Here is a 26,693-nt window from a genome sequence, read left to right as displayed (position 1 = left end):
TGATTATGCTTTTAGAATAAAATGAATATATAAAGGAATAATTGCAAAAAGAAGTGGCACCAAAATGGCAAATCCTTTTCCTAGTCCTTTAATGAATGGGTTATATTTCGGATTACTAGCGCCAAGAGATTGGAATGCACTTCCAAAACCATGTTGTAAGTGGAACGCTAATACCAGCATTGAGAAAACATAAAATAATGTAAATGCTAATCCGTATTTTGGGTCTTTAAAGAAATCAACTGTAATTTTGTATAAATCTTTGTATCCACTTCCGATTTTCACTTTTCCAGTTTCATCGTAGAAATCTGTACGATCTTTAAGAACGAATCTACTATCTCCTACAGGAATATATCCTCCATTTGTAGTATAATATAACTGTTCTTCAACCCCTTGCGTATTAGTAACGCTTGTTGTCAATAATGGCATTTCTGCAAAATGCATTTTTGCCCAGAAGTTCATCATATGTGTCGCAATAAAAACTAAAATTAAAGTTCCTAATAACGCCATATTTCTTGAAGACCAAGCACTGTTTGAAGCAGCATTATTTTTCACATAACCAATTGGCCTGGCTTTTTTGTTTTGTATTGTCAAAAGAATTCCATCAATTGCATGGAATAGAATTGAGATGTAAGTAACATACGATAATAATTTTACCGCTGGATTGGTTGTCATGAATAATGCATATTCATTGAACTTTAATGCAGTTCCGAAAATTAGTTGTAGATTCCCCGCTAAGTGGCCAACTAAAAACAAGCATAAAAATAAACCTGTAAAAGCCATCCAATATTTCTTTGCTAGTGACGACTTTAAAAGTGCAGATTTTGCCATAAAGATTTTGATTGTGTTATTTAAAATAATTCATACAAAGTACGGGATATTACCTTTTATTACAAAACAATATAGCTTATTTATAATCATTTTAATCAAGCGAAAGCATTGCTTTCCAAACGATTAATTATTAATTATTTACTACAAAAAAAGCCGCTTAAAAACGGCTTTTTTCCATCAAAGAAACTGATTCTTAAAAGGTTTTCGTCATATCCTCATCTACAACGATAATAAAATCTGCCTTCCCAACGTTTTCTTTCTCCAATTCTAATACCTCTTTTTGAGATACTGATGCTATTGTAACGATATTCAAATTAGGATTTGTCTTTTTCAAATACCAGTTAATCCCATCATAATTATCACTGTGATAACTTCCATTATAGTGGATGAAAAGCGTATTGGGTTGTAAATTTTTCGAAATAAAATAACTCATTGTTGCATCTTTTATCGCTTGTGCTTTTGGCAAATTGTCTCCACCGTGTCCTCCCATCATTTCCAGCATTTTTACATATCCTGGTAAATTTGGATCGTATGCAATTGGCAACGGTGCCATCCACCTTTTCTCTTCATCCGTTAAGACATCTAAAGCACCAAATCCATTTTTATATACTAGACTTGCATATTTACGCGGAACATTTGTAGCGATAAAGGACAGCTTGTTTTCTTTTGCCAAATCTACCAATGGTTTGTAATCTGTTTTGTAGTTATTCCATAGTCTCGCTACAGTATCTAAAGCTTTCTGATTAATTTTACCGGATAGATAGTCATTTAATTGAGACTGATTATCAGCTTCAAACATTTCTGCTCCTAAAACTAAACGGTTTGATTTAGCTAAATCTCTTGTTGCCTCAAATTGTAACCAGTGTATAATTGGATTGTCATGAAATTCTCCGAAGAAAAGCACTTCTGCCTTAGCAGCTCCTTTCAACATTTTCTCGTACTTCACTTTTTTACCATTTTTATCAAAAATCTGATATGCTGGTTTATCCTGAGCCGCTAACAATAAGCTGTTCAAAAGAAATACTATTGCCAAAAGTCTATATTTTATCATCCTATTTTGCTTTTAATTTTATTATTGAAAAGCAAAAGTAAGGCTTCTTTGCCTTATTTAAAATGAAACTAAATAAAATTTATATAAAAACATCAAACAGAAAATAGCAACATCTTTTATATTTGATTTAACACGTTTATGGATATAATATTTTATTTTTATGGCTCTAAAAATTTTACAATGAAAATTGGAATTGATTCCATTGCATTTGACCTTCCAAAGATTCATTTGCCTATTGAGACTTTAGCAAAAGCACGCCATATAGATCCTGAAAAATTACAAAAAGGCCTCGGTTTATTCAAAATGACACTTCCTGACGTTCATCAGGATCCTGTAGTTTTTGGCGCAAATGCGATCCAACGTCTACTCACTAATGAAAAAATAAACCCGCTCGATATTGATCGTATATACGTGGGTACTGAAAGTGCTGTTGATAGTGCAAAACCAATTGGTTCTTACATTGTTTCGTTAATGGAAGCTCATTTTGGCGAAGATACTTTTTCAAAATGTGATGTGGTTGATTTTACTTTTGCTTGTATTGCTGGCGTTGATGCTTTACACAATTGTATTGATTATATTCGTGTAAATCCTGATAAAAAAGCAATTGTTCTTACAACGGATATTGCAAAATATGATCTTGAATCTACTGGCGAATACACACAGGGTGCTGGCGCGATTGCTTTATTGATTTCTAAAGATCCGAAAATCATTGCTTTCGACAACAATTGGGCTACTAGCACAAAAGGTGTTTTCGATTTCTTTAAACCACGTAGAACGCTACAAAAAGAGGTTATTACAGGGACTACAGATAATCAACCTTGGTTTGATGTTCTCGAAAATGAAGTTGAAATTCACCAGGACCAACCTGTATTTGATGGGCAATATTCGAATCAGTGTTATATGGACCGAACTCGAAATGCTTATTTTTCTTTTAAGGAATTGAAAGATTCAACAGATTGTTTATACAACAGTTGGAAAAGTATTATCATGCACTTACCGTATGCTTTTCAAGGCAGAAGAATGTTGTCTGAAATTTTTGCTTTAGATAGCGCTTCTTTTGATTTGATTTCAGATGTGAATGATCCAGAATTTCCAAATAAACTAAAAGAGATTAGCAAATCGGAATCTTATAAACGTTTTGTTGAAGAAAAATTAATGCCTGCTGAACTTGCTTCTTCTGCTATCGGAAACCTGTATACTGGATCCATTTTCATGGCTTTATTGTCTACCTTATCTTACCATGATAGAAATGAAAATGATATTATAGGATCTTCTTTTGGTTTTCTAGCATATGGTAGCGGTTCTAAATCGAAGGTTTTTGAAGGGGAAATCCAGAAAAACTGGAAAGAAGGAATTCGCAATCAAAATTTATTCAAAATTTTAGATGAAATTCAAGCGATTAGCTTAGATACTTATACTCAATTACATAAAAAAGAACGTACTGTGAGTGTAAAGATTCCAACTCAGGAGTGGATTTTAAAAAATATAGAAACTGAAATTCCTACCCTAAAAGGTGCTCGATATTACCAATGGGTTGATTAACTTTGTAAATTCTTATTAAACTATTATAATTATGAAATACCATCAGATTGACCGACAACTTTTCATAAAAAACCGTAAGAAATTCATGGCTGAAATGAAGCCGAATAGTCTTGCTGTTTTTAATTCTAATGACATTTATCCTATTAGTGCTGATAGCACAATGCCTTTTGAACAACATCGTGATATTTTTTATCTAAGTGGTGCTGATCAAGAAGAGAGTATTTTAGTTTTATTTCCGGATGCTCCTTACGAGCACCAAAGAGAAATTTTATTCTTAAAAGAAACGAATGAGCATATTGCTGTTTGGGAAGGCGAAAAACTAACTAAAGAGCGTGCTTTTGAGGTTTCTGGAATTAAAAATATTCAATGGCTTCAAGATTTCGAAAAAGTACTTTATGAATTGATGACGTATTGTGATACAATTTACATCAACACAAATGAGCACTATAGAGCATCTGTTGTTACTGAAACTCGTGAAGCTCGTTTTATTAAATGGTGGAAAGAGAAATACCCTGCACATCAGGTTGCAAAAAGCAACCCAATCTTACAAAGATTGCGTTCAGTAAAAGAAGCAGAAGAGATTGCTTTAATTCAAAATGCTTGTAATATTACAGAAAAAGGATTCAGAAGAGTTTTATCTTTTGTGAAACCTGATGTTACTGAATATGAAATTGAAGCTGAATTTGCACATGAGTTTTTACGCAATCGTTCTAAAGGTTTTGCTTACACTCCTATCATTGCTTCTGGTAACAATGCAAATGTTCTACATTACATTGAAAACAACCAAGTTTGTAAAGCGGGTGATTTAATCTTATTTGATGTTGCTGCCGAATATGCTAATTATTCTAGCGATATGTCTCGTACGGTTCCTGTTTCTGGAAGATATACTGCCCGTCAAAAGGAGGTTTATAATGCTGTACTAAGAGTTAAAAATGAGGCTACAAAATTATTAGTTCCTGGAGCACTTTGGAAACAATATCATATTGAAGTGGGTAAACTAATGACTTCTGAATTATTAGGATTAGGTTTATTAGACAAAGCTGACGTTCAAAATGAAAATCCAGAATGGCCTGCTTATAAAAAATATTTCATGCATGGAACTTCTCATCATATGGGTCTTGACACTCATGATTATGGAATTCTAACAGAACCTATGAAAGCAAATATGGTTTTCACTGTTGAACCTGGAATCTATATTCCTAATGAAGGTTTTGGAATCCGTCTTGAGGACAATGTTGTTATTCAAGAAACCGGTGAACCTTTCAATTTAATGTACAATATTCCTATTGAAGTTGAGGAAATCGAAACTTTAATGAATGCATAATATTCTATTTTTCCCTCGATATTGTATCGAGGGAAAAATATTTCTTCAAAAAAAATATGCCTAGTATCATTTACAAGAATACCAAAATTAATTTTACCGATTCCGGTAAAGGCACTGCTATAGTATTACTACATGGTTTTCTCGAAAATAGTAGCATGTGGGACTTCTACATCCCTGCATTGTCCTCTAAATTTCGTGTTATTGCAATAGATTTATTAGGACACGGTGATACTGAATGTATGGGCTATATCCATTCTATGGAAGACATGGCTGATGCTGTACAGGCTGTATTGAGTGAATTACGAATTCGAAAATCAGTTTTTGTTGGACATTCAATGGGTGGTTATGTTGCTTTGGCTTTTGCAGAATTATATCCTGACAACATCAAAGGTTTAGTGCTTTTAAACTCTACTGCTAGAGCGGATAGTGATGAACGAAAACTAAACCGCGATCGAGCAATAAAAGCGGTCAAACAAAGTCATACTAATTTCATTAGTCTTGCGATAGGTAATTTATTCAATCCCGAGCATCGTGATGCTTTTCAGGAAGAAATTGAAAACATTAAATTTCAGGCTTTAAAAATCCCTTTACAGGGTATTGTTGCAGCATTAGAAGGGATGAAAACACGTAATGATCGTGAAGTATTGCTTCATTTTGCTCCTTATCCAATGATGATTATTTTAGGCAAAAAAGATCCTGTTCTCAACTATAATGAAACGGTTGAGCAAATTGAAGGTACCGCAGTAAAACTAGTCTCTTTTCCAGATGGACATATGAGTTCTGTAGAAAACAGAGCTGAGCTACTGGAAACACTTCTTCTTTTCTTTAAAAAAATCTAATTTACTTTTTCTTCAAAAGGAATTTTCTGATCAAGTATTTCGTTTAGAAGTACCACTAATTGCTCTATGTATTTTTCTAATACATCGGGTGTAATTACAGTCACTTCTTCTTTGTTTTCAGCTATTCTAAAGGGTAAAAATCCGCTTCTTAAATTTTTGAATGATAGTATACCTACTTCCATTTCTTGACCTTCTTTTAGTAATGGTTCATACATGAAGGCATACGCCAGAACTTGAATAATTTTATCATTTTTTATATCAACACATAGGTTATCCCAGGTTTTCACCATTACATCTCGACCTTCTACTTTCCCAGTCTTATAGTCGATAATCCTAACTTTTCCATTGCGTTGTTCTATTCTATCTACATTTCCTTTAATATTTACCGAATAGGGTAATTTCGGATGGTGTAAAGTTCTTTCAAAGGTTGTTTCTAATGCTAAGATTTTTACTGCATCTCCAGCTTGAATGAGTTCTTTTTCTTTATTTAAAAAATTCTGAATATTCCGTTTCGCTACTTCAAAGGCTAATAGGTTTCGTCCTTTCTTAATTTCACCATGTTTATAGACTTCTTTGAATTGATTTAAAACTTCATCATCTACTTTCTTACTCATTTCAGCAATTGCTTCAAGCGAAAGAAATAAGTCAACATAGGGCTCGTATAGGGCTCTTAATGTTTCGTGAATAATCGTTCCTAAAGTATTAACCGCAATATTTTCTTCTACCTTTTCTACTTCTCTGATTCGTACAATTTTCTGAAAATAAAACTGGATTGGGTTTCGAATGTATGATGTTAATGAAGAGGGGGAAAAGCCTACTTCTGCAATTTCTTTTAATCGAACCATCACACTTTCCGATTTCAATACCACTATAGGCTCATAAGCTTTGCTTGGTACAACTGCATTATAAACGTCATTTACAACCGAATGATTTTCTTGTTTCTCTACTTCTAATTGTGTAATAAATCGACTTCTTTCTCCAGCATCTAACCCTTCACTTTCTGTATTATATAGCAAGTAAATATTTTTTGCTCTTTGTAATAGATGATAAAAGTGATAGGTATATATGGCATCTTTTTCTTTATAAGTCGGTAATCCAAGTTCTTTTTTTACATCATAGGGTATAAATGAATTTTGAGATTTTCCCGCCGGAAATTTCCCTTCATTTACGGAAGTAATAATAACGGTTTCAAAATCTAAAACACGGGATTCTAAGACTCCCATAATCTGTAAACCTGTTAACGGCTCTCCTTCAAAAGATACTTCAGCTAAATCTACTACTTGCTTATAAATAGCAAATAGAGTATCGATATTATTAATATGATTGTACTTCGAAAAGAAGTTGATCAACTTATTGATTACTTTGAAAATAGAATAGACAAATGCTTTTGTTATTTTTTCATCTTCACTATCATTTGTCAGCCGCTCTTTAATCATCAATAATATGGTTGATAATCGGTCTAAAACAACAGCTGGATCATTATCCCATTTATTAAATAAGATTTCAAAAAACAGATTCTCTCCACTGTATAATTCTACCAGTTTCTGGTGCGTGATAAAAGTGAAATTATTCGTATTAATAATGTTTACCAGATTTGAAGCATTAACATATGGTTCTATTAATGGATGTGTTACAATATCTAAAACATCTTTATAATAGAATACATAGCTTTTATCATTTCTTGCTTTTGCATTCGCGTGAAGCTTAAACAGCTTATGAATTAAGATTTGTGCAGGGTTATTCTTCCCGGCGTAACCCATTGTAATATTCAGACTATTTACACCTGCAGGCAAAGAATATAAAAGCGGTATTAATAAATTTTCTTCTCCTAATACAACTGCTACATTTTGAAGACTTGAATTTGCTGATTGATCAAGAATTTGTTCAATCAGATTTCCTGTAATTTTAGCTTGCCCCACTGTCTTAGGCGTACCAATAATTTGAATGTTTTTATTTTGACTAAAATCATTCGCAATCCATTGGAACGGATTGGTTTTATAGTATTTCCAATTTTCTTTAAAGTTGCGGATAAAGTAACCTGCATCATGAAATTTGTCTTCAATAAAAACGGTATCGATATCCCAATACACAGCTGCTTGACTCGTTGCCAGTAAATGTTGGATAATTCTTTCTTCAGCAGCATTTAATGCATTGAAACCTGCAAAAACAAATATTTCTTTCTGTAATGAATTTGAAAAGTGATCTAAATTACCAACAGCTTCTCTATATATCAATCCTTGGTAACCTATTCCTTTTTGAAGCAAATGATCATATAACGCATTATAATAATCGGGTAATAGCTTCCAAAATTCCAGGTAATTCTCTATTAATTGTGTCCTTTTTTCTGGATCTAAGGACCAGTGTTTAATGTCTTCAATATCTTTCAAATAAGAAAGAACATGAAGGGGGTCTAATAAATAGCGGTCTATTTCATTAAAATCCTGTAGTAAGGTTTTTGCCCAATTGGAAAACTGTTCAAACGACTGTTGTTTTTCTTTCGCAGTATCATTGCTATATACTTCATAAAACTCAAACAACAACTCAATACTCTCAATAGATCGAACTCCAGCAATGTCCTGAATAAATTCCTCAATATTAATAATTTTAGGCGCAATAATCGTTTTTGTTATTTTGGATTTTATAGCGTCTATTAAAAATATCTTGGCTCTTTTATTGGGTAAAACGATAACGATGTTGGATAAATCTCCTTCATATTTATCAATTAGCTCAGTACTTAGTTTATCTAAAAAAGAGGTGTTTGTCATAGTATAAAAATAAAAAAAACGTCCCGATAAATCGGGACGTTTCTAAAATATATTTGAGAGATTGATTACTTAACTAAGATAACCTCAACTCTTCTGTTTTGTGCTCTACCAGCAGCAGTTTTGTTGCTAGCGATTGGTTTTTCAGGACCGAAACCTTCAGAAGTTAATCTGCTAGATTGGATATCTCTTGTTACAAGATATTCTCTTACAGCAGCAGCTCTTTCTTTAGATAATCTTGTATTAGTAGCTAAACTACCAGTACTATCTGTGTAACCTTCAATTCTGAAGTTTGCACTTGGGTACTCATTCATGATCATCGCGATAGAGTTTAACGTTTCGAATGAATCTTTCTTGATTGAAGCTCTTCCAGTATCGAATAAGATAGTTTTAGAGTAATCATTTAATTTTTTCATTACAACTTCGTTAACTTCAGGACATCCGTTGTTAGCAACAGTTCCTTTAACGTCTGGACATTTGTCATCTTTATCAAGAACACCATCTCCATCTCTATCTGGCCAAGGACAACCTTTGTTTTCTTTTGGACCTTTTTCGTTAGGACATTTGTCATCTTTATCAGCAACACCATCTCCATCAGAATCAGGACAACCATTTAATGATTTTAAACCAGCAACTTCTGGACAAGCATCATCTTTATCTGGTACACCGTCTCCGTCAGTATCAGGACATCCGTTGAATTCTTTTAAACCAGCAACTTCTGGACAAGAATCATCTTTGTCTGGAATACCATCTCCATCCGTATCAGGACATCCTTGGAATTCTTTTAAACCTGCAACTTCTGGACAAGCATCATCTTTATCGTAGATACCATCACCGTCAGTGTCTTTTCCACCAAATTTAAATGTTAAACCTGCGAAGTGTTGGAAATGAGAAGGAACCTCAACTCTGTCTTCGAATGATTTTTTGTAAGTAGATTGGAATGAGATACCAATATTTTCTGTGAACCAGAAAGCAACACCAGCACCACCATTAACAGTACCTGCACTTTCGTCTCCCCAGAAAGTATAACCTCCACCTACGTGTAAAGATGGATCAAACCATTTAGATTTGATAAGATCTTTAAAGCTATATTTAATAACCCCATCAATACCATAGTAAGTTAAATCTCCAGGATTTACTACTACTCCTTGGTTCATCGTTCCAGGAACTCTGTTTACCAATTTGTCAATTTTGTTTACCGATCCAGTAATACCAAATGTGAATCCAGCTCCAACGTATCTAGATACGTTTAAATAAGATACAGATGGTAAAATGTTCCAGTTGTCTTTTGCATTAAAGAACTGAGAAAAATGATCCTTCAGATTTTCTCTTCCAGAACTAGTCTTAGTGTCTACTGCATTTGCACCAAAGCTAATAGCCCATGGGTTGTCACTGTCTTGTGCATGAGCATTAAGCCCTACTACAAGCAAGATAGCTGCAAAAAGTTTGTTAAGATGTTTCATACTTAATTTTTTTTGATTAAAATACGTTATGCTGACAAAAGTAATGTGATAAAAATTAATTACAAAGTGAAATGTTAAAAAAATGCTATAAAAAATTGAAAAATGCTATTTATCTATAATTTTTAACGTTTCACCGACCTCAATAAAGGCCGAAATCGCCTTATCAAGGTGCTCTTTTGTATGTGCCGCAGATAGTTGAACTCTAATTCTTGCCTTATCTTTCGGTACAACTGGATAGAAAAACCCTATAACATAGATTCCTTTTTTCAATAATTCATCTGCCATAATCTGAGAAAGCTTCGCATCGTATAGCATTACAGGAACAATTGCAGAGTCGCCATCGATAATATCAAAACCTGCTTTTTTCATTCCTTCTTTGAAATAATTCGTATTCCACTCTAGCTTATCTCTTAAAGTAGTATCCTTCTCTAACAATTCAAAAACTTTAATAGATGCTCCTACAATTGAAGGCGCAAGTGAATTTGAAAACAAATAAGGTCTTGATCTTTGTCTTAATAATTCTATAACTTCTTTTTTAGCGGTAGTATATCCTCCCATCGCTCCACCTAAAGCTTTCCCTAATGTCCCAGTGATGATATCAACACGTCCCATTACATTCTTTGCTTCTAGCGTTCCTTTACCTGTAGCTCCGATAAATCCTGCAGCATGGCATTCGTCTACCATTACCATCGCATCATATTTATCTGCTAAGTCACATATTTTATCTAATGGCGCTACTAATCCGTCCATAGAGAAGACTCCATCTGTTACAATTAACTTAAAGCGTCTTCCTTCTGCATTTGCTTTTATTAATTGTTGCTCAAGATCTTCCATGTTACTGTTCTCGTAACGGTATCTTGCCGCTTTACACAAACGCACCCCATCAATTATAGAAGCATGGTTTAATGAATCTGAAATAATTGCATCTTCTTCTCCTAATAATGGTTCAAACACACCTCCATTAGCATCAAAGGCTGCTGCATAAAGAATCGTATCTTCTGTTCCGTAAAAATGAGCAATTTTTTGCTCTAATGTTTTGTGAATATCTTGTGTTCCACAAATGAATCGTACAGATGACATTCCAAATCCATGAGTATCCAAAGCATCTTTAGCCGCTTGTACTACTTCTGGATGAGAAGAAAGTCCAAGGTAATTGTTTGCACAAAAATTTAAAACTGTTTCTCCTGTTGAAATTGTGATTTCCGCACCTTGTGGTGAAGTAATTATTCTTTCCTTTTTAAAAATACCATTCTCTTCAATAGCATTTAGTTCATTTTGTAAATGTTGCTGAATTTTTCCGTACATGTTTTTTATATTGATTTATTAATCTTTTATTGATCGTATTTATTTTACAAATTTACTATTTTCACTTCTTCACCCGTGTAAACAAGTGCTTTTTTTACAACAACATATCCCATTTGTTCAATGGCTAACTGATAATGTTCCAATTGCGCTTGATATTTCTGATTGTGCGCCCCTGTTTTATAATCCAAAAGATAGACTTGATTCACCGAGTCTACAACCATCCTATCTGGTTTTATAATCCCTCCTTCTTTTTGAATAATTGTTTGTTCATTAAAAACTGTATTTTTAGAACTAAAGTATATGGATAAGTCTTGATGAAAAACAATCTCTTTGATAGTTTGTTCTACCTGCTCTTTTTGATCAAAAGTTATCAAACCATTTTCAATTGATCGGGCAATCGCCAAATCTACATCGTCAGCGGTAACTATATAGGACAGAATTTCATGGATTAGATTTCCATATTCTATTGCTTTTTGCTGATGGGTTCCCCACATCAAGGCTTCTCTTTTTGCAATTTTTATCGCTTTCGGATTCAGTACTTCTCGGATTGGCGGAATTGTTTTAATTAAATCAATTGTCTTTTTATCTTCAATTGTCTTTTTCGAACTACCCCACGAATATTCTAATCGACTTGGGTCAAACATTCCAATCTCTTCTAAGTATTTAATAAAAAAGGTAGACATACTATTCTTTGCTACTTCTCCTTTTTTACTCAGATTCATGGACGAGATAATATACAACTGTTCTTCGGCTCTAGTTAAAGCCACGTACAATACATTAATGTTGTCCAACAATTCTTCTTGTCGCTTATTTAGATAAACTAATGAGGCTTCTTCTCCATAAGCTTCCACTGCACTACTATTATCTATTAATACTTTGGGCAATCCAAAAACTGTTTCTTCAATATCCAACCATAATTTATCTTTTGGTTTTCTACAATAGTCTTCTTCTGCAAATGGAATAATCACTACTGGAAATTCTAATCCTTTGGATTTATGAATGGTCATAATTCGTATCGCATTATTTCCTTCTGGCGAAGGGATACTGAATTTATGTGCATTCTTATCCCAATAGGCTAAAAAGTCTGTTACTCCTGCTTGGTTCTTAACATCTCTTTCTAAAACCAAATCAAGAAAATACTGCACATAAGCATTATTCTTCTCTTTATTAATGAATTTTGAAATGATTATTTCAACGGATTCATATAATGATTTACTTCGGACGTTTTGAAATGAAAGCTCAATATGGAAACTCATCAACCAATCCTCAAAATCCTTTTCATTTTTATGCAACATCCCTGCAGAAATAAAATCATGGACTGGTAACTCATCTTGAATATACTCTCCTACGTAGTGTAAAAACAAAGCTTTTGACTCAACATCCGCACTATTTTTTAAATAGCGTAATGTATTGACAATCATTCGGACTTCGGTAGCATTCTGTACCATCAATGTCTCCGAAGAAACTATTGGAACACTTTGCTCCGTCAAATAATTTGCCACTGCAATTCCTTGATCTTTTTTCCGTGTTAGGATTACAATTTCATGATAATCAAAACCTTCATCTAACACTTTTTTTATAGTTACTAAAGTTGATTGTAAATACAATTGTGTTTTATCTAGACTTTCTTCATCGTATTCATTTCCTTCTGTATTTGGAATAAAGGAGAGATTTACATATCCTCCTTCTTTATCATTTATCTTTTGATGGCTATGGTTTGCATACAAATCACTATAATCCAGATTTGTAAATTCATTGGACAGCAGTTTAAAAAAATCATTATTAAACTGAATTACCTGAGAATAGCTTCTATAATTTTTATCTAAATGTTCTAATACCTTATCTGGGTTATTGAATGGATTATAACCTTTACTCAGTTCAATAAACTGCTCTGCTTTACCACCTCTCCATCTATAAATAGATTGTTTAGGATCACCGACAATCATTAAAGTTCCTTTGTCTCCCGAATGATCTTCTCCAGACAATGCATTATCTATTAATGGAATCAAGTTTTGCCACTGCATTTCGGAGGTATCTTGAAATTCATCGATGAAGAAATGCTTATATCGCTCTCCTAATCGTTCATAAATAAACGGCGCTGGTTGATTTTGAATCTCTCGATGAATAATCGCATTAAACTCTGATATGGATAAGATATTTTGTTCTTCTTGTATTTTCGAAAGTTCTTGACTTACTGTATTCAGCAATGATAAGGGTGTAATATTCTTGAGAAAAGCTTTATAAAACAATAGCTTTTCCATAATCTGAAAAATAGATTGGAATATTTTCAACAACTCGTCTGCCATTGCATCAATTGCTTGTTGCTCGCCTAATGGTTTTGTTTTTGCATACCTGCTCCCTTCTTCCAGATATTTCAATAAATGTTCTCGTTTCTCTACTTTTCCATCTGCCAGAAAAATCAAATAATTAGGAATAAGACTTCTATTAAATGTACTATAAGAGATTCCTTTTTCGTCAATAGATTGAAGTGCATTTTTGGCCAACTCGACAATTTCTTTCTCTAAATCACTACACAGCGAAGTCAGTTTCTTTTTTATGGCGACAAATTCTCCAATTGTTTTGTCTTGAAAATGGACTACTTCATTTCGATTGTTTTCATTGACCAGTAGCTTACTTACATCTAAAATTTCTCTTGTTACATCCCAGCTCTTATCATCATCTGTCTTTTCCATTGTAAAATCGACCAACAACTGCGTTAGAGTTTCTTCTTCTCCTGCTTTTGCAATAATTGCATCTACTGCCTCAATCAATAGATTTTCTGTTTCCAGTGACACATCAAAACTTAAAGGTAAGTTCAGATCATGTGCAAAAGCTCGAATTACTTTGTGTGTAAATTTGTCAATTGTTGAAATATCAAATGCCGCATAATTATGGATAATGTTCTTAATTATTCTTTGGGCTTTGCTTTTGATTTCGGGTATTTTCAAACCTGTTTCTTCGACCAACAATTCCATCAGTTGAAATGCTTTTTTATCTGGATTGTCTTTTGCAAACTCGGATAAACTAGACACAATTCTACTTTTCATTTCTCCTACCGCTTTATTGGTAAAAGTAATGGCAAGTATATTTCGATAGGCATCATTTTTATTTGAGGTTAATAAAATCTTAAGGTATTCTTTTACTAGAGTAAAGGTTTTTCCTGAACCTGCTGATGCATCGTATATTGAGAAAGAATGTTGATTCACGTAAATACAGTATTGATTTTAGACATACTACAATAAGAAATTATTATTTTTAATTCCAAAGTTAAATGTCTAATTTTGGATAAATTTAGTACTAATCTTTTTAAAAATACATATTATGGCTTTTGAATTACCTCAATTACCTTACGCATATGATGCACTAGAACCACATATTGATGCTCGTACAATGGAAATTCACCATTCAAAGCACCATGCTGCCTATACAAACAACTTGAACGCTGCAATTAGTGGAACTGATTTAGAAGGAAAAACCATTGAAAACATCTTAATTAACTTAGATAAATCAAATGCTGCAGTTAGAAATAACGGTGGTGGTTTTTACAATCATAACTTATTCTGGAAAGTAATGTCTCCAAATGGTGGTGGTTTACCGAAAGGTGAATTAGCTGATGCTATCGAAGCTTCTTTTGGAACTTTCGAAGAGTTTAAAGCAAAATTCGCTAAAGCTGGAGCTACACAATTCGGTTCTGGATGGGCTTGGCTTTGTGTTCAGAAAGGTGGAAAACTTGAAGTATGTGGTACTCCAAATCAAGACAATCCTTTAATGCCTGAAGTAGGTTGCGGAGGAACTCCAATCTTAGGTATGGATGTATGGGAACATGCTTATTACTTACACTACCAAAACAGAAGACCTGATTATATTGAAGCTTTCTTCAGCGTAATCAACTGGGATGAAGTAGCTAAAAATTACGCTACAGAGAAATAAGATTCTCCGATTCTATAAAAAACAAAAAAGCGAAACAGAATTCTGTTTCGCTTTTTTTATATCTATATTTTTCAGTTTATTCCAATAAAAAAGGTGGAATTGCTTCCACCCTTTTTGCCCCAAATCTACCATAAACTTAACCTACTAATGCTATGGTCTTACGAATGTATAGTTGTTTTGCATCTCTTCAAAATAAACTAGGTGAATGACACAAAAAATCGATTAACGACATTATTTAACCCAAAATTAATAGGCTCTTGCATCTTTCCCTTCATAGAAATTCATAAACGCTCTGTTCACTACTCGATTACCTCCCGGGGTAGGATAATCTCCTGTGAAGTACCAATCTCCAAGATTTTTCGGACAAGCTATATGTAAATTCTTTACGGTTTGGAAAATGATTTTCACTTCTGCTTGAATATCAGAAGAACTTAACATTACTCCTATCTTATCGGATATCTCTTGATCGGTAAACGGCGCATAAACTTCCGTTACATAGTTTATTACATCATTATCTACGAAATGCTCTTGTTGTTTACATTTCTCGTAAACCTGATCTACGATGTGATATAAATTTCTTTCTTTCAATAATTCTAAGGCTGCCTGAAAAGCAATAAGGCCTTCTAATTTTGCCATGTCGATACCATAACAATCCGGATATCTAATTTGCGGTGCAGAAGAAACAATAACGATTCTTTTTGGCAACAAACGGTCCATCATTTTGATAATACTCTTTTTCAATGTAGTACCACGAACGATACTATCATCGATAATCACCAGATTATCTGTTGGTTTAATCACTCCATAAGTAACATCGTATACATGGGCAACCAAATCATCTCTACTACTATCTTCTGTAATAAAGGTTCTTAGTTTTGCATCTTTAATTGCTACTTTTTCAGTACGAAGTTTTACAGATAAAATCTCTTTTAACTTCTCTTCGCTTAATTGTTCTTTTTTATCTAAAATATCTTTAATCTTACGTTGATTCAAGAAATCTTGTGCTGCTTCTACTAAACCATAGAATGATGTTTCAGCAGTATTTGGAATATACGAAAACACCGTATTGTCTGTATCATTATCAATTGACTCTAATACCGCAGGCATAATTAGTTTTCCTAAATCTTTTCTTTCTTGATAAATTTCTGCATCACTTCCTCTTGAAAAATAGATTCTTTCAAATGAGCATGCTTTTTTAGGCAACGCAGGAAGAATTTCTTCATTTGTAATCTTACCATCTTTTTTAATAATGATGGCATGTCCTGGATCAATTTCCTTAATTTCTTCAAAAGGAACATTGAAAACCGTTTGTATTACTGGACGTTCAGAAGCTACTACTACAATTTCATCATCTTGATAAAAATAGGCAGGTCTGATTCCTGCTGGATCTCTAAAAACAAAGGCATCTCCATGTCCTAACAATCCTGCCATGGCATAACCTCCATCCCAGCTTTTTGAAGCTCTTCGCAGTATTTTCGCAATATCCAATCGTTTTGCAATTTCAGGTGAAGCTTGTTGTTTTGTAAAACCTTCATCTTTACAATCCTGATATAATCTCGTTACTTCACCATCTAAAAAATGTCCTATCTTTTCCATTACTGTAACCGTATCCGCCATTTCTTTTGGATGTTGTCCCAGTTCAATCAAGCTATTGAATAGTTCTTTTACATTGGTCATATTGAAATTTCCCGCTACGATTAAGTTACGGTGCATCCAATTATTTTGTCTTAAAAAAGGATGAACACTTTCGATACTATTTTTACCAAAAGTACCATAACGAACGTGTCCTAAAAACAATTCTCCTATATAAGGAATATTGGCTTTTTGTAAAGCCACATCATCAGCATATTCCGGATGTAAAGCTAATTCTTCATTTACTCTTTCATTAATTTGAGCAAATACATCTTGTATTGGTTGAGCATTATTTGATCGTACTCTACTAATATATCGTTCCCCTGGATTAACATCTAATTTAATACTTGCTAAACCTGCACCATCTTGTCCTCGGTTGTGTTGCTTTTCCATTAAAAGATACATTTTCTGTATCCCGTAAAAAGCAGAACCATACTTTTCTTTATAATATTCTAAAGGCTTTAATAGTCTTAGAAGAGCTATACCGCATTCGTGTTTTAGAGCGTCACTCATTGTAGTTAATTAATTGTAGTTAGTTGTGTTGATAAAAAAAGCCCCGTTCCCGAGGCTTCGGGCATAATCCCGTTATTCTGATAATGATATGTCAAATTGTGTCAAGGCTCTAAATTGTTTGAGCCTTTCAAGCACTTCTTCTTTTTCTAATCGTTCCATTCTTTTTGTTCCAAATTCCTCTACACAGAAGGAAGCTAAATTTGAACCGTAAATAATCGCATTTTTCATGTTCTTAAAGGATACATTTTCACTTTGTGCAATGTAACCTACAAAACCTCCCGCGAAAGTATCTCCTGCTCCTGTTGGATCAAATACTTCTTCTAGTGGTAATGCTGGAGCAAAGAAAATTTCTTTTTTATGGAACAATAATGCTCCGTGTTCTCCTTTTTTAATCACTACATATTTAGGACCCATCTGTTGAATTTTTGCAGCAGCTTTCACTAGAGAGTACTCTCCTGTTAATTGTCTTGCTTCTTCATCATTCACCGTGATAACGTCTACTCTTTTTATTACTTCTAATAATTCTGGTAATGCACAATCCATCCAGAAATTCATAGTATCTAATACAACCAGTTTAGGCTGCACAGTCATTTGATCCAATACACTGATTTGAACTAATGGATGCAAATTACCTAACATTAATACTTCAGCATCTTTGAAATTCTCAGGAACTTTAGGCTGAAAATCTGCTAACACATTCAATTGTGTATCTAAAGTATCTCTCGAATTTAAATCGTTGTGGTAACGTCCACTCCAAAAGAAAGTTTTCCCTCCTTTTACAACTTCTAATCCCGAAAGATCAATATTTCTGCTTTTTAATAAATCTAAATATTCTTGTGGAAAATCTTCTCCAACTACTGAAACAATAGCAGATTGAACATTAAAATAAGAAGCCGAAAGCCCTATATATGTTCCTGCACCACCTAAAATTTTATCTGTTTTCCCAAAAGGAGTTTCAATAGCGTCAAAAGCAACTGTTCCAACAATCAATAATTTATTCATATCTATATTAAATAATTAAGAGTGCAAATATAAGATTTAGTTTTGTATACTTAAACGATTTATTTCTTAAGCTTTTTCTAAAATAAAATATCTTATTAAAAACTGTAAATCAATTATTTGCGATTAAAAAAAGGTTGTTTTATAAATTAGAATTCGATTCTGCTTCATAAAAAGCATCGATCGATAACGTTTTACTTTGTGAAGCCATTACTGCTAACTGGTCACATCTTTCATTTTGCGGATGATTATTATGTCCTTTGACCCATTTAAAATCTACTTGATGTTTTCTGTAAATCTTTAAGAATCTTGCCCATAAATCTGGATTTTTCTTACCAGTATATCCTTTTTTCTCCCATTGGAAAACCCAACCTTTCAAAACAGAATCTACAACGTATTTAGAATCTGAGACCACAAGTACTTTGGTATTACTGATTTTCAGCATTTCCAAACCTACAATTACCGCTAGTAATTCCATTCTATTATTGGTAGTTCTTCTAAATCCTTCGTAGATTTCTTTTTTATACGGCTTCCCTACCCATAGCAAAATCACGCCATAACCTCCAGGGCCTGGATTTCCTCTAGCTGAGCCGTCAGTATATATTTCTACTTCGTGTGTTAAATTCAAAACCTATATTATTGTATTAATTTCATAATCACTTCTGGGAAAAACTTTTGTTCTAAGTCATGAATCTTTCCTGCTACAGTTTCTGGAGTATCATTCTCTTGTAAAGTTACTTTTTCCTGAAAGATAATATTTCCTTCATCATAATGTTCGTTTACATAATGTATCGTAATGCCCGTTTCTTTTTCTTTATTCTCCACTACAGCACGATGAACATTCATCCCATACATACCTTTTCCTCCATAATTAGGCAATAATGCCGGGTGTATATTAATCACTTTATTTGGATAGGCATCAATAATATGTTTAGGGAATTTTAGTAAAAATCCTGCCAAAACAATTAAATCGGGCTGAAAGAATGCTAGCTGACTTAGAATTGTCTCTTCGGAAATTGCTTCTTTTGAAACCACAAGAACAGGTACTTTATATTTCTTCGCTTTTTCAATCACACCTGCGTTTGGGTTGTTCGAAAATACTGCCGTAACTCTTGCAACCTCACTTTTATTGCATTCTAAAATGATGTTTTCTGCATTCGAACCCGCTCCTGAAGCAAATATTATGACACTTTTCATGGCTTTTGTAATTTTTTATTCTGCAAAAAAAAGAATAATAAACCACAAAACAGTGGTTCTTTAACGCCTTTCTAAAATTTATTTTCTAATTTAGTAGCACATTTTTAAGGTTATCTGTGGTTTTAAAATAAAGTTTTTTATTTTTGCCATCAATTTAAATTCTAAAATTAAAGATTATGTCAGACATTGCATCAAGAGTAAAAGCGATTATCGTAGACAAATTAGGTGTTGACGAAAACGAAGTTGTAACAGAAGCAAGCTTCACAAATGATTTGGGTGCTGATTCATTAGACACTGTTGAGCTTATCATGGAGTTTGAAAAAGAATTTGATATTCAAATCCCAGATGATCAAGCAGAAAACATTGCTACTGTAGGTCAAGCTATTTCTTACATCGAAGAAGCAAAAAAATAATAAATAAAGCATCCGTGTGCCCATAAAAGCACATGGATGCCATTATTTATTGTGATTTTCAATGTTTGACCTTTAACCGAGGTTAACAAAATAAATTTGATAGAATTCCGATTAAGATAATTTATGATGTAATACCCATGTTTCTTTTATGTTTTTTATAAATAAAGAAAACATGGGTATTATTTGTTTAAGTTAGTAAAAATAAAAACATAAATATGAAATTAAGGCGAGTTGTTGTTACAGGTCTAGGTGCACTTACTCCTATTGGGAATAACATCCAAGAATATTGGAATGGACTTATAAATGGTGTAAGTGGTGCTGCTCCAATAACATATTTTGATACGACCCATTTTAAAACTCAGTTTGCTTGCGAATTGAAAAATTTTGACGTTACAAGCTTCATGGACCGAAAAGAAGCTCGAAAAATGGACCGTTATGCTCAATATGCAATGGTTTCATCTGAAGAAGCTGTAACGGATGCTAAATTTGATTTAGATAAATTAGACAAGGACAGAGTCGGAGTAATCTGGGGTTCTGGAATTGGTGGATTGGAAACTTTCCAGCATGAAGTAATGGAATTTGCTAACGGTAATGGCACTCCAAAATTCAATCCTTTCTTTATACCAAAAATGATTGCTGATATTGCATCTGGTCATATTTCTATTAAATATGGCTTTAGGGGGCCAAACTTTGCTACGGTATCTGCTTGTGCTTCTTCTACAAATGCAATTATTGATGCATACAATTATATTCGTTTAAATCAAGCTGATGTAATGGTGGCTGGTGGCTCTGAAGCTGCTGTAACAATTGCAGGTATGGGTGGATTCAATGCTATGCATGCTTTATCTACTAGAAATGATGATCCAAAGACTGCGTCTAGACCAATGGACAAAGATCGTGAAGGATTCGTTTTAGGTGAAGGTGCGGGTGCATTAATCCTTGAAGAATACGAACATGCAATTGCACGTGGTGCTACTATCTACTGTGAAATCGGTGGTGGTGGAATGTCTGCAGATGCACATCATATCACGGCTCCACATCCAGAAGGATTAGGTGCTCGTAATGTAATGATCAACTGTTTAAGAGATGCTGGATTAAAACCAGAAGATGTTGATGGTGTAAATATGCACGGTACATCAACTCCTCTAGGAGATTTAGCTGAATCTAAAGCGATACAAGCCGTTTTCGGCGAACATGCATACAAACTGAACTTAAATTCCACAAAGTCGATGACAGGTCACCTATTAGGTGCTGCAGGAGCTATTGAAACAATCGCTTCTATCCTTTCTATGAAATATGGAATTGTTCCTCCTACAATTAATCATTTCACTGATGATGAGAATATTGATGCGAAATTAAATTTCACATTCAATGTTGCTCAAAAAAGAGACATGAACGTTGTTATGAGTAACACTTTTGGTTTTGGTGGTCACAATGCTTGCGTACTGGTTAAAAAATTAGTACTTTAATTTTCGTACATGAACATTTTCAAAAAAATATTTACAAATTCCCGTGCTCCAAAAGGCGGGATTTTTTTTGAAAAAATTGAACGTATACTAGGGTTTAAGCCCGACAATATTGAACATTACAAAAAAGCATTTACACATCGTTCTTCTAATCGTTCTGATGAAAATGGAAATCCAATCAACTACGAGCGTTTAGAATTCTTAGGTGATGCGATGCTGAGTAGTGTTATTGCTGCTCATTTATACAATAAAGCTCCTTCTGGAGATGAAGGTTATTTAACCAAAATGAGATCTAAAATTGTGAGTCGCGAACATCTTAATGAGCTGGGAAGAGATTTACATTTAATCAAAATGGTTGAAAGTAAAGTTAATCCTCAACATTTTGGAGAGAATATCCACGGTAATATTTTTGAAGCTTTGGTAGGTGCTATTTATCTCGACAAAGGTTATCCTTATTGTGAAAAATTCATTCACAACAAAGTAATTCTTCCTTATGTAGATATTCCTAAATTAGAAGGAAAAGTAATTAGCTACAAAAGCTTACTTATCGAATGGTGTCAAAAGGAGAAGAAAATCTTCCATTATGATGTTTTTGAAGACAATGGTATTGACGGTCAACGTTTCTTTGGTGTAAAATTAAGTATTGACAATAAAGTTATCGCCAGAGCGCGGGCTACTTCTAAAAAGAAAGCGGAAGAAAAAGCTTCACAAAGAGCTTATTTTGCTTTCCAAGAAAAAATTAATACAAAATAACATCGCTTTATTCTAAGCTATAACGTTTTCGTTGTAAAAATTACGTTAAGATATATTTTTCTACTATTTTTTCTACATTAGAAACGCTATATTTACATCTTATTTTTGATGAGAATGGCAATTCATAAATTACATATTGATGATTTCGAGGAAGCTGATTATGAGTTAATTGCTATTCATACCCTTTTAGAAGATTATCGTCTTGCTTATTTAATCAATCAGAAATTACCTATTGTTTTGAGTCGATGCAACAATGATATCCACATTAGCATCACTGAAGGTGATTCTCATTTTTCCAGATTTATTTTTGATGATCAGAAAAAAGATATTTCCTGGAATTTATTTCAAAACAAAAACACTGTGATTTTGAACCAAAAAGCAGCTTCTCAAAATCTATTTGAGGAAAGTGCTTTTGAGTTTTCAAAAAAAGTGTACTTATTACCCGAATTTAAGAAAGTTGATTATTTTCTTAAAATTGAAAACACTGACAATAACTTTGACACAAACAAGATTGTCACCATTATAAATTCAATTGACAGAATTTCGACCGTTTATACCGTTGATGCTGATCAAATAAAATCCAAAAACAATTTAATTTTTTAAGAAGAAATGCCAACAAGAAAAAAAACTAAAATTGTAGCCACATTAGGCCCAGCTTGCAGCACAAGAGAAATCATTAACGATATGATTCTTGCAGGTGTAAATGTGTTTAGAGTTAATTTTTCACATGCCGATTACACGGATGTACAAGAAAAAATAGATATTATTAGAAGTCTTAATGACGAATTCGGATATAACACTTCTATATTAGCTGACTTACAAGGACCAAAACTTCGTGTAGGGGTAATGAAAGAGGATGTTGTTGTTAACAAAGGTGATATCATCACATTTACTACAGCAGAAGACATCCCGGGTACAGCACAAAAAGTTTACATGAATTATAAGTCTTTTCCAAAAGATGTAAATCCAGGAGAACTTGTACTTCTAGATGATGGAAAATTAATGTTTGAAGTCCTTGAAACAAATAGAGTTGATGAAGTTGTTGCTCGTGTTATTCAGGGTGGTCCTTTGAAATCAAAAAAAGGGGTAAACTTACCAAACACTAATGTTTCATTACCTGCTTTAACACCAAAAGACATTAAAGATGCTCTTTTTGCTATTCAAAACAAAGTGGATTGGATTGCTCTTTCTTTTGTAAGAACTTCTAAAGATTTAGAAGAGTTACAGGATTTAATTGCTAAAAATTCGGATCATAAAATTCCAATTATAGCAAAAATTGAAAAGCCTGAGGCTGTGGAAAACATCGATAAAATTGTTGCTTTCTGTGATGGTTTAATGGTTGCTCGTGGAGATTTAGGGGTTGAAGTTCCAGCACATGAGGTTCCACTAATTCAGAAAAAATTGGTGAATCGTGCAAAAACTGCTCGTATTCCTGTAATTATCGCTACACAGATGATGGAAACTATGATTACTAGCTTAACACCAACACGTGCTGAAGTGAATGACGTTGCTAACTCTGTTATGGATGGCGCTGATGCTGTAATGCTTTCTGGTGAAACATCAGTTGGAAATTACCCTGTTCAGGTTATTGAAAAAATGACTCAAATTATTGAAGCTGTTGAAGATTCTTCTTTGATTCAGGTTCCACAAAATACACCGCAAATTCGTACGAAACGTTTTATCACTAAAACGATTTGTCATCATGCAGCTTTAATGGCAAATGTCATCAAAGCAAAAGCAATTTGCACCTTAACAAATAGTGGATATACTGCTTTCCAAATTTCGGCTTGGAGACCTTCTTCTCATATTTTAGTGTTTACTTCTAACCGACGAATTTTAACTCAAATGAGTTTATTATGGGGAGTTACTTCAATCTTTTACGATAAATTTGTAAGTACAGATGATACGGTTGACGACGTTAACCAAATTGCAAAAGAAAAAGGATATGTTGAAAAAGGAGACATGCTTATTAACCTTGCTGCAATGCCTGTAGTAGAAAAGGGAATGGTAAATACTTTAAGAGTATCTGAAATCATGGAATAATGATTATCTAAAATAATAAAAGAGCGCATTTCATAGTTTGAAATGCGCTCTTTTTCGTTATTATTATGTTACAACCTTTCTATTTTTCAGCATATCGATTAAAAATTCATTATTTTTGGGATTCAAAAAAAATAAAATTATGGCCCTAGAATCTAAAAACCCTTTTTTGAAAGATAAAGCGTTTCAAAAAGTAAGTCGTTACGATGCGCAAGTAATCGATAATCCTGCTGTATACACTGAAACGATGACTGTTCAAGGAACAATCAATAAAAGTTTCATCCTTTTAGCTTTATTAATTGCGACTGCTTGTGTAACATGGTATATGACTATGACTGGAATCAATCCAATTGTTCCTATGATTGGTGGAGCTATCGTTGGATTAATATTAGTGATTATCGCTTCATTCAAACCACAACACTCCGGTTTTTTAGCTCCTGGATATGCTTTATTTGAAGGTTTATTTATTGGAGGAATCTCCGCTTATTTTGATATGATGTATCCTGGCATTGTAATCCAAGCGGTAGGAGCAACTTTTGTAACTTTTATGGTTTGTTTTGGTTTGTATCGATTTAAAATTGTTAAAGTAACAGAGCGTTTCAAAAGTGTTGTCATCGCAGCAACTTTGGCTATTGCTACTTACTATATAATCTCTTGGTTATTATCTATGTTCACCAGCTTTATTCCTGTTCATCATGGTAATTCATTAATGAGTATTGGAATTAGCGTATTTGTGATTGTGATTGCTGCTCTAAATTTATTTTTAGATTTTGATCAAATTGAAAAAGGTGCTGAAATGGAAGCTCCAAAATACATGGAATGGTATAGCGCAATGGGATTAATGATTACATTAGTTTGGTTATACGTAGAATTTTTACGCTTATTATCGAAAATCAATAGTCGTAACTAAATTCGTTTAAAAATATAAATAGTTAAAGAGGCTGTCAGAAATGACAGTCTTTTTTTATACAGTTTTCTCAAAAGCAATAAAGTGAGAGATTATTCCTTTCTTATTAAAAATGGGAAATGCTTTTATATGGCAGTTGTAGGGTTCTCCATTTTTACAATAATTGATAATGGTATTTTCAAAAGCTGTTCTATTTTGAATCGCTATTTTAATTTCTTTTAATGCTACTGCATCAGTATCATTCCCTTGGAAAATTTTAGGATTCTTCCCCAACACTTCATCTCTGTGGTATCCATTCATTTTCACCATATTTTGTGAAGCAAAAACAATTGATACGGTCAAATCGGTCACTACAATAGTTTGGGATTTTTCTAAAGCTTTGGCAATATCCCAGTGCATTATCCAGCTGTTGTACTCCGCTAATGTGGTAAGCTGTTTTACATCCAAAATGTTTTCATTTACCTCTTGCAAATAATTTCCATAAAAATCCCATGATTCTAATGGCAATTGCTTGACATTAGAATCATTAATCTGTTTTGAGATGGCTTCATCATATTGCTCAAAATCTTTCATTTCTTTTTTAAGAGGATTGATTAAAACTCAAATTTCAATTGTACAACGATGGCTTTCTTTACTTCGGTATTCAAATTTCCTAAAGATATTCCTAATAGCCGTACCGAATCTTTTAATTTTTCTTGGTATAATAATTCTAGCGCAGTCTCTAGAATTAGGCTTTTGTCAGAGATAAAATAGGGTAATGTTTTACTTCTAGTTTGCTGTGAAAAATCGCTGTATTTTATTTTTAAAGTTACTGTTTTTCCTGCAATTTTATATTTCTGTAATCTTTTGTCTAGTTCTTTTGCAATATTTTCTAATCGTTCTTCCATAAATACTTCCGAAGAAATATTTGCATCAAATGTTCGTTCTGCACCTACAGATTTGGCTATTCGATTGGGCTTCACTTCACTGTTATGAATCCCTCGAACGATGTGGTAATAATAGGCTCCCGATTTACCAAAATGTGCTACTAGAAAATCTTCGGTTTTTGTTTTCAAATCTAAACCTGTAAATATCCCTAGTTGGTACATCTTCTCTGTGGTCACTTTTCCTACTCCATAAAATTTACGGATTGGCAATTCTTCCAAAAAAGTAATGACTTCTTCTGGCCCAACTGTTTTTTGTCCATTTGGTTTATTATAGTCACTGGCTACTTTTGCTACAAATTTATTAATCGAAATTCCTGCTGAGGCAGTTAATCCTACTTCATCTAAAATTCGTTTTCTAATTTCCGCTGCAATTAAAGAAGCGCTTGGATTCCCTTTTTTATTTAATGTTACATCGAGATAGGCTTCATCCAACGAGAGGGGTTCGACCAAATCGGTATAGTCATGAAATATTTTTCGGATCTTATTTGATATTTCTTTGTATCGATCGAATCGGGGTCTGACAAAAATTAATTCAGGGCAATTTTTCTTAGCTAAATACCCGCTTATTGCACTTCTCACACCAAATTTCCGGGCTTCATAGCTTGCTGCCGCCACTACACCTCTAGGTCCTCCTCCACCAACGGCTATAGGCTTTCCACGCAATTCCGGATTATCCATTTGCTCCACAGATGCATAAAATGCATCCATGTCGACATGGATAATTTTTCGTAAAGGGGCTGGCGTTTCCATTTAGCAAAATTATGCATATTTTGAATAGAAAGGCTTCCTTATGCGTTCAGTTT

22 protein-coding genes are annotated in these 26,693 nt (G+C 33.5%); 10 read left to right on the top strand and 12 right to left on the bottom strand.

The window, feature by feature from the left end; genetic code table 11:
• Positions 1 to 3: 3 nt before the first annotated feature.
• Both P6733_RS07495 and P6733_RS07490 read right to left on the bottom strand, forming a co-directional pair.
• A complete protein-coding gene (locus tag P6733_RS07495; RefSeq protein WP_306351913.1) occupies positions 4 to 828 on the bottom strand; it encodes a succinate dehydrogenase cytochrome b subunit in 825 nt (274 codons plus the stop codon).
• 193 nt (positions 829 to 1,021) lie between these two features.
• Positions 1,022 to 1,879, bottom strand: coding sequence for a ChaN family lipoprotein (locus P6733_RS07490; protein WP_306351911.1), 858 nt, complete (start codon positions 1,877 to 1,879; stop codon positions 1,022 to 1,024).
• A gap of 180 nt (positions 1,880 to 2,059) precedes the next feature.
• Between P6733_RS07490 and P6733_RS07485 the strand changes: the two genes are divergently transcribed.
• The 3 genes from P6733_RS07485 to P6733_RS07475 are packed head-to-tail and all read left to right on the top strand — an operon-like array spanning position 2,060 to position 5,584.
• Positions 2,060 to 3,421 (top strand): hydroxymethylglutaryl-CoA synthase family protein, encoded by a 1,362-nt coding sequence (locus P6733_RS07485; protein WP_306351909.1) that lies wholly within the window; start codon positions 2,060 to 2,062, stop codon positions 3,419 to 3,421.
• Between the two features lie 31 nt (positions 3,422 to 3,452).
• Positions 3,453 to 4,745 carry an aminopeptidase P family protein gene (locus P6733_RS07480; protein ID WP_306351907.1) on the top strand — a complete coding sequence of 431 codons (1,293 nt, stop codon included), beginning with the start codon at positions 3,453 to 3,455 and terminating at the stop codon, positions 4,743 to 4,745.
• A gap of 56 nt (positions 4,746 to 4,801) precedes the next feature.
• Positions 4,802 to 5,584 (top strand): alpha/beta fold hydrolase, encoded by a 783-nt coding sequence (locus P6733_RS07475; RefSeq protein WP_306351905.1) that lies wholly within the window; start codon positions 4,802 to 4,804, stop codon positions 5,582 to 5,584.
• On the opposite strand, the gene P6733_RS07470 is transcribed toward P6733_RS07475, so the two are convergent.
• The 4 genes from P6733_RS07470 to P6733_RS07455 form a co-directional block, all read right to left on the bottom strand.
• Entirely contained in the window at positions 5,581 to 8,349 is a 2,769-nt protein-coding gene (locus tag P6733_RS07470) for a PD-(D/E)XK nuclease family protein (protein ID WP_306351903.1), read from the bottom strand. The genes P6733_RS07475 and P6733_RS07470 overlap by 4 nt on opposite strands.
• Positions 8,350 to 8,414: 65 nt before the next feature.
• Positions 8,415 to 9,809, bottom strand: coding sequence for an OmpA family protein (locus P6733_RS07465; protein ID WP_306351901.1), 1,395 nt, complete (start codon positions 9,807 to 9,809; stop codon positions 8,415 to 8,417).
• Positions 9,810 to 9,914: 105 nt separating this feature from the next.
• Positions 9,915 to 11,114: a glycine C-acetyltransferase gene (gene kbl, locus P6733_RS07460; RefSeq protein WP_306351899.1), complete on the bottom strand. Its 1,200-nt coding sequence runs from the start codon at positions 11,112 to 11,114 to the stop codon at positions 9,915 to 9,917.
• A gap of 44 nt (positions 11,115 to 11,158) precedes the next feature.
• Entirely contained in the window at positions 11,159 to 14,320 is a 3,162-nt protein-coding gene (locus P6733_RS07455) for a UvrD-helicase domain-containing protein (protein ID WP_306351897.1), read from the bottom strand.
• A 115-nt stretch (positions 14,321 to 14,435) separates the two neighbouring features.
• On the opposite strand from P6733_RS07455, the gene P6733_RS07450 reads away from it, so the two are divergent.
• Entirely contained in the window at positions 14,436 to 15,044 is a 609-nt protein-coding gene (locus P6733_RS07450; RefSeq protein ID WP_306351896.1) for a superoxide dismutase, read from the top strand.
• 246 nt (positions 15,045 to 15,290) lie between these two features.
• Here P6733_RS07450 and P6733_RS07445 read toward each other — a convergent pair whose 3' ends face one another.
• The 4 genes from P6733_RS07445 to purN form a co-directional block, all read right to left on the bottom strand.
• On the bottom strand, positions 15,291 to 17,189 hold the full coding sequence (locus tag P6733_RS07445; protein WP_306351894.1) for an amidophosphoribosyltransferase: 1,899 nt from the start codon (positions 17,187 to 17,189) through the stop codon (positions 15,291 to 15,293).
• Between the two features lie 72 nt (positions 17,190 to 17,261).
• Positions 17,262 to 18,191, bottom strand: coding sequence for a PfkB family carbohydrate kinase (locus tag P6733_RS07440; RefSeq protein WP_306351892.1), 930 nt, complete (start codon positions 18,189 to 18,191; stop codon positions 17,262 to 17,264).
• A 139-nt stretch (positions 18,192 to 18,330) separates the two neighbouring features.
• On the bottom strand, positions 18,331 to 18,816 hold the full coding sequence (rnhA, locus tag P6733_RS07435) for a ribonuclease HI (protein ID WP_306351890.1): 486 nt from the start codon (positions 18,814 to 18,816) through the stop codon (positions 18,331 to 18,333).
• Between the two features lie 8 nt (positions 18,817 to 18,824).
• Positions 18,825 to 19,385 (bottom strand): phosphoribosylglycinamide formyltransferase, encoded by a 561-nt coding sequence (gene purN, locus P6733_RS07430; protein WP_306351888.1) that lies wholly within the window; start codon positions 19,383 to 19,385, stop codon positions 18,825 to 18,827.
• A 176-nt stretch (positions 19,386 to 19,561) separates the two neighbouring features.
• Here purN and P6733_RS07425 point away from each other — a divergent pair, with 176 nt between their 5' ends.
• The 6 genes from P6733_RS07425 to P6733_RS07400 all read left to right on the top strand — a co-directional run bounded on the left by P6733_RS07425 (position 19,562) and on the right by P6733_RS07400 (position 24,967).
• Positions 19,562 to 19,798: an acyl carrier protein gene (locus tag P6733_RS07425; protein ID WP_007137004.1), complete on the top strand. Its 237-nt coding sequence runs from the start codon at positions 19,562 to 19,564 to the stop codon at positions 19,796 to 19,798.
• Positions 19,799 to 20,013: 215 nt separating this feature from the next.
• The gene (gene fabF / locus P6733_RS07420; RefSeq protein ID WP_306351497.1) at positions 20,014 to 21,267 is read left to right on the top strand and encodes a beta-ketoacyl-ACP synthase II; all 1,254 of its coding nucleotides are present in this window, start codon (positions 20,014 to 20,016) and stop codon (positions 21,265 to 21,267) included.
• Positions 21,268 to 21,276: 9 nt separating this feature from the next.
• A complete protein-coding gene (rnc, locus tag P6733_RS07415; protein WP_306351495.1) occupies positions 21,277 to 22,017 on the top strand; it encodes a ribonuclease III in 741 nt (246 codons plus the stop codon).
• Positions 22,018 to 22,131: 114 nt separating this feature from the next.
• Entirely contained in the window at positions 22,132 to 22,620 is a 489-nt protein-coding gene (locus P6733_RS07410) for an IPExxxVDY family protein (protein ID WP_306351494.1), read from the top strand.
• Positions 22,621 to 22,626: 6 nt separating this feature from the next.
• On the top strand, positions 22,627 to 24,060 hold the full coding sequence (pyk, locus tag P6733_RS07405) for a pyruvate kinase (RefSeq protein WP_306351492.1): 1,434 nt from the start codon (positions 22,627 to 22,629) through the stop codon (positions 24,058 to 24,060).
• Between the two features lie 139 nt (positions 24,061 to 24,199).
• Positions 24,200 to 24,967 carry a Bax inhibitor-1/YccA family protein gene (locus P6733_RS07400; RefSeq protein WP_306351490.1) on the top strand — a complete coding sequence of 256 codons (768 nt, stop codon included), beginning with the start codon at positions 24,200 to 24,202 and terminating at the stop codon, positions 24,965 to 24,967.
• A gap of 54 nt (positions 24,968 to 25,021) precedes the next feature.
• Here the strand turns inward: P6733_RS07400 and P6733_RS07395 are convergent, their stop codons facing one another.
• Positions 25,022 to 25,537: a PAS domain-containing protein gene (locus P6733_RS07395; protein ID WP_306351488.1), complete on the bottom strand. Its 516-nt coding sequence runs from the start codon at positions 25,535 to 25,537 to the stop codon at positions 25,022 to 25,024.
• Positions 25,538 to 25,557: 20 nt separating this feature from the next.
• On the bottom strand, positions 25,558 to 26,640 hold the full coding sequence (dinB, locus tag P6733_RS07390) for a DNA polymerase IV (protein WP_306351487.1): 1,083 nt from the start codon (positions 26,638 to 26,640) through the stop codon (positions 25,558 to 25,560).
• Positions 26,641 to 26,693 lie beyond the last annotated feature (53 nt).

The sequence above is a fragment of the Flavobacterium aerium genome, assembly GCF_030766725.1.
GTDB lineage: Bacteria > Bacteroidota > Bacteroidia > Flavobacteriales > Flavobacteriaceae > Flavobacterium > Flavobacterium aerium.
This window is presented reverse-complemented; position numbering and strand designations above follow the sequence as displayed.